This is a genomic window from Gelidibacter sp. (assembly GCF_039916245.1).
GTDB lineage: Bacteria > Bacteroidota > Bacteroidia > Flavobacteriales > Flavobacteriaceae > Gelidibacter.
Genome location: NZ_JBDSLS010000251.1, coordinates 1 through 8,546, shown reverse-complemented (window position 1 = coordinate 8,546; position 8,546 = coordinate 1). Strand labels below are relative to the sequence as shown.

At 37.0% G+C, this 8,546-nt stretch carries 10 protein-coding genes; 9 read left to right on the top strand and 1 reads right to left on the bottom strand.

Annotated elements, in window-relative coordinates:
• The coding region (locus tag ABIQ28_RS13245) for a response regulator (protein WP_348038080.1) at positions 1-533 on the bottom strand (533 nt) is incomplete at its 3' end.
• 37 nt (positions 534-570) lie between these two features.
• Here ABIQ28_RS13245 and ABIQ28_RS13240 point away from each other — a divergent pair.
• The 9 genes from ABIQ28_RS13240 to ABIQ28_RS13200 form a co-directional block, all read left to right on the top strand.
• The gene (locus ABIQ28_RS13240; RefSeq protein ID WP_348038078.1) at positions 571-1,794 is read left to right on the top strand and encodes an HD domain-containing protein; all 1,224 of its coding nucleotides are present in this window, start codon (positions 571-573) and stop codon (positions 1,792-1,794) included.
• 126 nt (positions 1,795-1,920) lie between these two features.
• Positions 1,921-2,904, top strand: coding sequence for a UDP-3-O-(3-hydroxymyristoyl)glucosamine N-acyltransferase (gene lpxD, locus ABIQ28_RS13235; protein ID WP_348038076.1), 984 nt, complete (start codon positions 1,921-1,923; stop codon positions 2,902-2,904).
• 30 nt (positions 2,905-2,934) lie between these two features.
• Positions 2,935-4,341, top strand: coding sequence for a bifunctional UDP-3-O-[3-hydroxymyristoyl] N-acetylglucosamine deacetylase/3-hydroxyacyl-ACP dehydratase (locus tag ABIQ28_RS13230; protein WP_348038074.1), 1,407 nt, complete (start codon positions 2,935-2,937; stop codon positions 4,339-4,341).
• Positions 4,342-4,424: 83 nt separating this feature from the next.
• A complete protein-coding gene (lpxA, locus tag ABIQ28_RS13225) occupies positions 4,425-5,210 on the top strand; it encodes an acyl-ACP--UDP-N-acetylglucosamine O-acyltransferase (RefSeq protein WP_348038072.1) in 786 nt (261 codons plus the stop codon).
• A 57-nt stretch (positions 5,211-5,267) separates the two neighbouring features.
• Positions 5,268-5,834 (top strand): elongation factor P, encoded by a 567-nt coding sequence (gene efp / locus ABIQ28_RS13220; protein WP_348038070.1) that lies wholly within the window; start codon positions 5,268-5,270, stop codon positions 5,832-5,834.
• 95 nt (positions 5,835-5,929) lie between these two features.
• Positions 5,930-6,865 carry a UDP-3-O-(3-hydroxymyristoyl)glucosamine N-acyltransferase gene (locus ABIQ28_RS13215; RefSeq protein ID WP_348038068.1) on the top strand — a complete coding sequence of 312 codons (936 nt, stop codon included), beginning with the start codon at positions 5,930-5,932 and terminating at the stop codon, positions 6,863-6,865.
• A complete protein-coding gene (locus ABIQ28_RS13210) occupies positions 6,865-7,275 on the top strand; it encodes a nuclear transport factor 2 family protein (protein ID WP_348038066.1) in 411 nt (136 codons plus the stop codon). Before ABIQ28_RS13215 ends, ABIQ28_RS13210 begins: the two co-directional genes overlap by 1 nt.
• 65 nt (positions 7,276-7,340) lie before the next feature.
• Entirely contained in the window at positions 7,341-8,216 is an 876-nt protein-coding gene (sucD, locus tag ABIQ28_RS13205) for a succinate--CoA ligase subunit alpha (protein ID WP_348038064.1), read from the top strand.
• Positions 8,217-8,364: 148 nt separating this feature from the next.
• Positions 8,365-8,546: SDR family NAD(P)-dependent oxidoreductase (locus ABIQ28_RS13200; protein WP_348038062.1), on the top strand; the 182-nt coding region annotated here is incomplete at its 3' end.

The window sequence follows — 8,546 nt, the reverse complement described above, 5'->3', positions numbered from 1 at the left end:
ATTTCTGTCATGCCAACATCTTCGATACCTTCTAACTGTAATTCCCAATAAATCAATTTTTGATATAAATCGGCCCATTCTTCATAACTATTAACCATAGACATGTCCATGGCGATTTTTCTGAATTCCTGTTGATAGTTGGAAGTTGTTTTTTCTGAAATTAATCTAGAATGATCTAAATTCTTCTTTAAGCTCAATAATATTTGATTGGGATTAACCGGTTTTATCAGGTAATCGGCGATTTTATTGCCAATCGCTTCCTCCATAATATTTTCCTCCTCACTTTTCGTAATCATCACTACCGGAAGATTGGCCCGTCGTTCCTTAATTTCATTCAGCGTTTCCAATCCCGTTAATCCTGGCATGTTTTCATCTAAAAAAACAATGTCAAAGTTGGTGTCGTCAATAATTTCCAGAGCTTCCATACCACTTTTGCAGGTGGTAACATTGTAATTCCTTTTTTCTAAAAACAAGATATGGGGTTTTAGCATATCAATTTCATCGTCAACCCAAAGGATATTTATACGGTTCATGTATATTTGTTTATAATTAATGATTAAAATCTCAAGTTTGAACAAAGTAAACAAACTCAAAATATTTAACGACCCAATTTACGGATTTATTACGATACCAAATTCGTTAATCTTTGATTTGATTGCCCATAAATACTTTCAAAGATTGCGCCGTATTTCTCAAATGGGCATGACTTATTTGGTATATCCAGGGGCGCACCATACCAGATTTCATCATGCCATGGGAAGCATGCATTTAATGCAAAAAGCCGTTAATGTCCTTCGTTTTAAAGGTGTTGATATTTCTCAAGAAGAGGAAGATGCTTTGTTAATAGCTATACTCTTGCATGATATTGGCCACGGCCCCTTTAGTCATGCGATGGAGCATAGTATTGTCACGGGAGTTTCACATGAAGCTATTTCCCTTCTTTTTATGGAGCGTTTGAACCAGGAATTTAACGGAAGTTTAACGCTGGCCATTCAGGTTTTTAAAGGAGAGTACCACAGAAATTTCATGTGTCAGCTCATTTCCAGTCAGCTGGATATGGACAGAGCTGATTATTTGAAACGTGACAGTTTTTATACAGGTGTTGCAGAAGGCAATATCAATGCTGAACGCTTGATTACCATGTTGAATGTCGTAGACGACGAATTGGTAGTAGAGGAAAAGGGTATTTATAGCGTTGAGAAGTTTTTGGTAGCCAGAAGATTGATGTATTGGCAGGTTTATTTGCATAAAACCAGTGTGGTGGCCGAGCAATTACTGATGCGCGTTTTAAAACGTGCCAAGGAACTGTCTAATAAAGGTGTTGATTTAAAGGCCAGTAGTGCCTTGACTTATTTTTTGAAAAATGATATCAACAAGTCAAATTTCACCATTGATACGCTTGATGTTTTTGCGCATTTGGATGATTATGACATCGTTTCTGCAATGAAGGAATGGCAATATCATGATGATTTTGTGTTGAAAAACATCTGTTCTATGATTATTAATAGGGACTTGCTCAAAGTGAAATTAAAAGACAAAAAGCATAAGATTGAAGACGTCCAGGCGCATAAGGAACGATTAATGAAGCAGCATCATATAAGTGCTGAAGAAGCGGGCTACTTTGTGTTTACAGGGGAAGTTTCAAATCAGGCTTACGAGCTGAAATCCCAGAATATAAACATCTTGTCAAAATCTGGTAAAATCAAAGATATCGTCAAAGCCTCCGATCAGCTGAATTTAAAAGCGCTCTCAAAGCCAGTGACCAAGTATTATATTTGTTATCCGAAGGAATAGGTTTGAGGTGGACGTTATGTGAAATCTGTGACGAATGGATCAACGACATCCATTAATACTGAACCTGTCGAAGTAACTTTACAACAAATAACAATATATGATACATTTTTTCTATTTTTGCCATTGATGAAATTTACAGCACTACAAATAGCAGGAATTTTAGAGGGCGATATCGTTGGAAATCCAGATGTCGAGGTCTCTAAACTTTCAAAGATCGAAGAGGGTATTGAAGGGTCATTGACTTTTTTAGCCAACCCTAAGTATAAATCCTATATTTATACCACCAAGGCATCCATAACTATTGTTAACAGATCATTTGAGCCCGAAAGTGACGTCACTACGACACTTGTAAAGGTTGATGATGCCTATAAATCGTTTTCAAAACTTTTAGAATATTACAATCAGGTGAAACTGAATAAGTTTGGGATTGAACAACCTAGCCACATTTCTAAAAACACAACCCATGGAGATGATGTATATATTGGCGCATTCACCTATATAGGAGAGAATGTATCCATAGGAAACAATGTCAAAATATTCCCTAATTCTTACATAGGAGATAATGTGAAAATTGGAGATAATACGGTATTGTTTGCTGGGGCTAAAGTGTATTCTGATTGCATTGTGGGTAAAAATTGTGTTATTAACTCTGGTGCAATTATAGGCGCTGACGGATTTGGTTTTGCACCAAACGAAAATGGTGAATACACCAAAGTACCACAAACAGGAAATGTTATTTTGGAAGATTTTGTGGATATTGGTGCTGCAACTACTATCGACAGAGCCACTTTAGGATCGACCATTATTAGAAAAGGTGTGAAATTAGACAATCAAATTCAAATCGCACATAATGTTGAAATAGGTAAGAATACCGTTATTGCTGCCCAAACCGGCGTTGCAGGCTCTACCAAAATTGGAGAAAACTGTATTATTGGTGGTCAGGTTGGGATAGTGGGTCATATTACCATAGGTAACAACGTGAAAATACAAGCACAGTCTGGTATTGGCAGAAATGTTAAGGATGATGAAGTTCTTCAAGGCTCACCTGCATTTGCTTATGCCGATTATAATAAATCTTATGTGTATTTTAAAAAGTTTCCTAAATCATGAAAGAAATTAATAACATTGATAAAAAAATAAATGGGAATAGTTAAGACAGACATCAAACAGAAAACGATTCAAAACAAAGTTTCGTTAACTGGTGTTGGATTGCATACAGGAAATAATGTGACACTCACATTTACACCTGCACCAGTGAATTCTGGATATTCATTTAAGCGTGTTGACCTTGAAGGAACACCAATCATTGAAGCAGACGCCAATTATGTGACCAATACACAACGCGGCACCTGTTTGGAAAAAAACGGCGTTATTATTCAAACTTCTGAGCATGTTTTGGCTGCTCTTGTAGGAATGGATATTGACAATATTATTATTGAATTGAATGCTTCTGAGCCTCCTATTATGGACGGTTCTTCCAAATTCTTTGTGCAGGCACTTGAAGATGCAGGAATTATGGAACAAGATGATTTCAGAGAAGAGTATGTAGTTACAGACGTGATCACTTATGTGGATGAAGAGTCTGGAAGTGAAATGATCATCATGCCGTCTAAAGAATACCAAATAACCACAATGGTCGATTTTGGTACTAAAGTTTTAGGCACGCAAAACGCAACTTTAAATAATATCCACGATTTTAAGGAAGATATCTCAAATGCAAGAACGTTTAGCTTTTTGCACGAAATTGAAATGCTTCTGGAGCATGGATTAATAAAAGGAGGCGATCTTAACAATGCGATTGTTTATGTAGATAAGGAATTATCGGCTGAAACAATGGAAAAACTGAAAGTCGCTTTCAAGAAAGATAATATAGCCGTTAAACCAAATGGCATTCTTGATAATTTAACCTTGCACTACCCAAATGAGGCGGCGCGTCATAAATTGTTAGATGTGATTGGGGATTTAGCGCTTATTGGCATCCGTTTAAAAGGCAAAGTAATTGCAAATAAACCTGGACATTATATCAATACGCAGTTTGCCAAGAAATTGTCTAAAATGATCAAAATCGAAAGAAGGAGCAATGTTCCGGTCGTCGATTTGAATCAGGAGCCCTTAATGGACATCAATCAAATCATGGACATGTTGCCGCATAGACAACCGTTTTTAATGATTGATAAAATTTTTGAATTGACAGATTCTGGTGTTATCGGTATGAAAAACGTAACGATGAATGAGTCTTTCTTTGCCGGCCATTTTCCAGGATCTCCAGTAATGCCAGGTGTTTTGATCGTGGAAGCGATGGCGCAAACAGGTGGGATTCTTGTATTAAGTACGGTTCCTGATCCAGAAAATTACTTAACTTTCTTTATGAAGATCGATAAAGTAAAATTCAAGCAAAAAGTTGTTCCTGGTGATACCTTAATATTCAAGTGTGATCTTATCACACCAATCAGAAGAGGTATTTGCCATATGCAAGGTTACGCCTATGCTAATGGAAAACTTTGCGCGGAAGCGGAATTAATGGCGCAAATTTCAAAAGTTAAATAACAAACGAACCGTTAAGTTCACAATTAAAAAATAGATAGTTGCTAAGTCAATTAAAAGAACCTAAAAAAAATAAAAATAAGGAAATGAACCAACCACTAGCATACGTACATCCTGGCGCGAAAATAGCAAAGAATGTTGTGATTGATCCTTTTACAACTATCCATAATAATGTTGTGATTGGTGAAGGCACATGGATAGGGAGTAACGTAACCATTATGGAAGGCGCTCGCATTGGAAAAAATTGTAATATTTTTCCAGGAGCGGTGATTTCTGCTGTACCTCAAGATTTAAAATTTCAGGATGAGGACACTATTACAGAAATAGGTAATAATGTCACTATTAGAGAATGTGTGACCATAAATAGAGGTACTACCGATAGAATGAAAACCGTTATTGGCGATAATTGTTTGATCATGGCCTATTGCCACATCGCTCATGACTGCATTATTGGAAATAATTGTATTTTTTCAAATAACAGTACACTTGCAGGACACGTGACCGTTGGAGATTACGTCGTATTGGCAGGAATGACGGCCGTACATCAGTTTTGTTCCATAGGAAATCACGCTTTTGTAACAGGCGGATCTTTGGTACGTAAAGATGTCCCTCCGTTTGTAAAAGGCGCAAGAGAGCCTTTGTCTTATGTGGGGATTAATTCGGTCGGTTTAAGACGAAGAGGTTTTTCTTCAGATAAAATCAGAGAAATACAGGACATTTACCGTATCCTTTATCAAAAGAACTATAATAATACCCAAGCTTCAGAAATTATTGAAGCTGAAATGGAGGCTACTCCTGAACGCGATGAAATTTTACAATTCATCAAAAATTCTCATAGAGGTATTATGAAAGGATATTTTAAATCAAACTAATTCTCTCAGATATACAACTTTACAACAAACAAATCAACAACATACAATAAATTACAAATGGCAACTACAGCAGATATTAGAAATGGATTGTGCATTAGGTACAATAATGATATTTATAAGATTACAGAGTTTTTACACGTAAAACCAGGAAAAGGTCCGGCGTTTGTAAGAACAAAAATGAAAAGTGTGACCAACGGAAGAGTTTTGGAGAACACCTTTTCAGCGGGACATAAAATTGATGATGTTCGCGTAGAAACACATAAATTTCAGTTTTTATACCATGATGGCGAATATTACCATTTCATGAACCAGGAGGATTACTCACAAATCAGATTGTTGGAAGCCGCTTTAGATAGACCTGATTTGATGAAAGAAGGTGAAGTCGTAACCATTTTGATCAATACTGAAGATGGTATGCCACTTTCAGTAGAAATGCCAGCCACCGTAACTTTGGAAGTTACCTCTACAGAACCTGGCATCAAAGGAAATACAGCGACAAACGCGACAAAACCGGCAACTGTTGAAACTGGAGCAGAGGTGAATGTGCCGTTGTTCATAAATGAAGGTGATAAGATCAGAATTGAAACTGAAAAAGGAACCTATAAAGAACGCGTTAAGGAGTAGTTTTTAGTTGACAGTCAACAGTCAACAGTCGGCAGTCCTCTGGGACGACCAATCGTCAAGCAATTTAACAACAAACAGGTTAACAACAATCAACAATGAAATTCCCCAAACCATATACCTTAAAACAAATTGCAGAAATCATCAACACACCTTATGTTGGCAATGATGATTTTCCTGTGTTGGGAATGAACGAAATTCACGTGGTTGTACCGGGTGATATTGTTTTTGTGGACCATCCAAAGTATTACGACAAAGCGCTAAAATCGGCTGCAACGATTGTGTTGATCAATAAGGAAGTGGACTGTCCTGAAGGAAAAGCATTGCTTATTAGTGATGATCCGTTTAGGGATTTCAACAAATTAACGCAGCACTTTAAGCCTTTCCAAAGTGCCAATCAAAGTATTTCAGATTCTGCAAAAATCGGAAAAAACACAATTATTCAGCCAAACTGCTTTATAGGTCATAATGTGGTTATTGGCGATAACTGTTTAATTCATCCTAATGTTATTATTTATGATGACACCATTATTGGTAATAACGTTACCATTCATGCTGGCACTGTATTGGGCGCGAGTGCGTTTTATTACAAAAAGCGTCCAGAAGGCTATGATCAATTAATTTCTGGGGGTCGTGTGGTCATTGAAAACAATGTTCATATTGGTGCTCTTTGCAGTATCGATAGAGGCGTCACTGGGGATACCATTATTGGCGAAGGATCTAAATTGGATAATCAAATCCAAATCGGTCATGATACAGTTCTCGGAAGGAAATGTTTGATTGCTTCGCAAACTGGAATTGCCGGTTGTGTAATTATCGAAGATGAAGTGACCATTTGGGGTCAAGTAGGAACCACAAGTGGTATAACTATTGGAGAAAAAGCCGTTATTCACGGGCAGACTGGCGTTACTAAGTCTGTTGAAGGAGGTAAAACATATTGGGGTTCTTCAATACAAGAAGCGAAAAATGAATTGAAGGACAAGGCTTACATCAAAAGAATTCCTGGTATCATAGATCAACTAAAAAATAAATAATGTCCCCAAAAGAAGTTGTAAAAGCCTTTTATACATCCGATTTAGCTAATAACAGCCAATTGGTTTCTAAATACGTCCACAAAGATTGTCAATTGCATTGGAATAGCAGTACAGGTTATAAGGTTCTGGACTACGACGGATTAGATGAATTTTATAAAAATGTCAATTTATCATACAATTCCCTAAAATGCGAAATCAGTCATTTGTTGCAAGATCAAAATCATGTCACTATAAGATTCACCGTGTTTATTAGCACCATCGAAGACCCAGAAAACGAACAACCCTTGGCCAACTTTATCAGCATTTGGGAAGTAAAAGACGGGAAACTTTATAGAGGTTATGAATTAAGCCAAGTAGCGGACGACAATATAGAAAGTTACAAATCCTTTTCAGAAATAAAAGTTCAATAAAGGCTTCATAAATGCTGTTAAAAGGATTACTTTTGCGAAGTCTTAAAAATTAAAAAATAATATAAATGAGCGTTTTAGTAAATAAAGATTCAAAAATAATTGTGCAAGGCTTTACGGGTAGTGAAGGTACATTCCATGCAGAACAAATGATAGAATACGGAACTAACGTAGTCGGTGGTGTTACTCCTGGTAAAGGTGGACAAACCCATTTGGACAGACCTGTTTTCAACACTGTAGAAGACGCAGTTAAAGAAGCTAAAGCTGACACTTCTATTATTTTTGTACCACCAGCTTTTGCTGCTGATGCCATTATGGAAGCTGCTGATGCAGGTATAAAAGTGATTATTTGTATCACTGAAGGTATTCCTGTGGCAGACATGATTAAAGTTGCAAGTTATATTAAAAATAAAGACTGTCGCTTAATTGGACCTAACTGTCCAGGAGTTATTACTCCAGGCGAAGCAAAAGTTGGGATTATGCCAGGTTTTGTATTCAAAAAAGGTACCGTAGGTATCGTTTCTAAATCAGGAACTTTAACTTATGAAGCTGCTGACCAAGTTGTAAAACAAGGTTTAGGCATCACGACGGCAATTGGTATTGGTGGCGATCCAATTATTGGAACAACCACAAAAGAAGCTGTTGAGTTATTGATCAACGATCCAGAAACCGAATGTGTGGTGATGATTGGTGAAATCGGAGGTCAATTGGAAGCTGATGCTGCGTATTGGTATAAAGAAAGTGGTAGCAAAAAGCCAATCATTGGATTTATTGCTGGCGAAACTGCGCCTGCAGGACGTACCATGGGACATGCTGGCGCAATTGTTGGAGGAAGCGACGACACGGCTCAAGCTAAAAAGAAAATTATGAGAGCTTGCGGAATTCACGTTGTGGATTCACCTGCTGAAATCGGGAAGAAAGTAGCCGAAATTATGGCGAAATAACCTCATATGATTTATTGAGAACCTCACATTTTTGTGGGGTTTTTTTATTTGAAACAGTTCTTATCCTTATATTTGAGAAGAAAATTATCAACCTAGTTCGAGTGCCAAAATACAGAAACAGTGCATTCACTACTAAATTTATATATATATGAAATTATTAGAAGGAAAAACAGCAATCATCACAGGGGCAAGTAGAGGTATCGGTAAAGGTATCGCGCAGGCTTTCGCTCAAAATGGTGCAAATGTGGCATTTACATATAGTTCTTCAGTAGAATCAGCAAATGCCTTAGAAGAAGAATTGAACGCTTTAGGCATCAAAGCGAAAGGCTA

Bases quoted from the DNA above. Each gene is read 5' to 3' on its own strand.
- ABIQ28_RS13210 (WP_348038066.1), top strand. From the start codon at position 6,865: ATGTCCCCAAAAGAAGTTGTAAAAGCCTTTTATACATCCGATTTAGCT.
- ABIQ28_RS13230 (WP_348038074.1), top strand. From the start codon at position 2,935: ATGGGAATAGTTAAGACAGACATCAAACAGAAAACGATTCAAAACAAA.
- sucD (WP_348038064.1), top strand. From the start codon at position 7,341: ATGAGCGTTTTAGTAAATAAAGATTCAAAAATAATTGTGCAAGGCTTT.
- lpxA (WP_348038072.1), top strand. From the start codon at position 4,425: ATGAACCAACCACTAGCATACGTACATCCTGGCGCGAAAATAGCAAAG.
- efp (WP_348038070.1), top strand. From the start codon at position 5,268: ATGGCAACTACAGCAGATATTAGAAATGGATTGTGCATTAGGTACAAT.
- ABIQ28_RS13215 (WP_348038068.1), top strand. From the start codon at position 5,930: ATGAAATTCCCCAAACCATATACCTTAAAACAAATTGCAGAAATCATC.
- lpxD (WP_348038076.1), top strand. From the start codon at position 1,921: ATGAAATTTACAGCACTACAAATAGCAGGAATTTTAGAGGGCGATATC.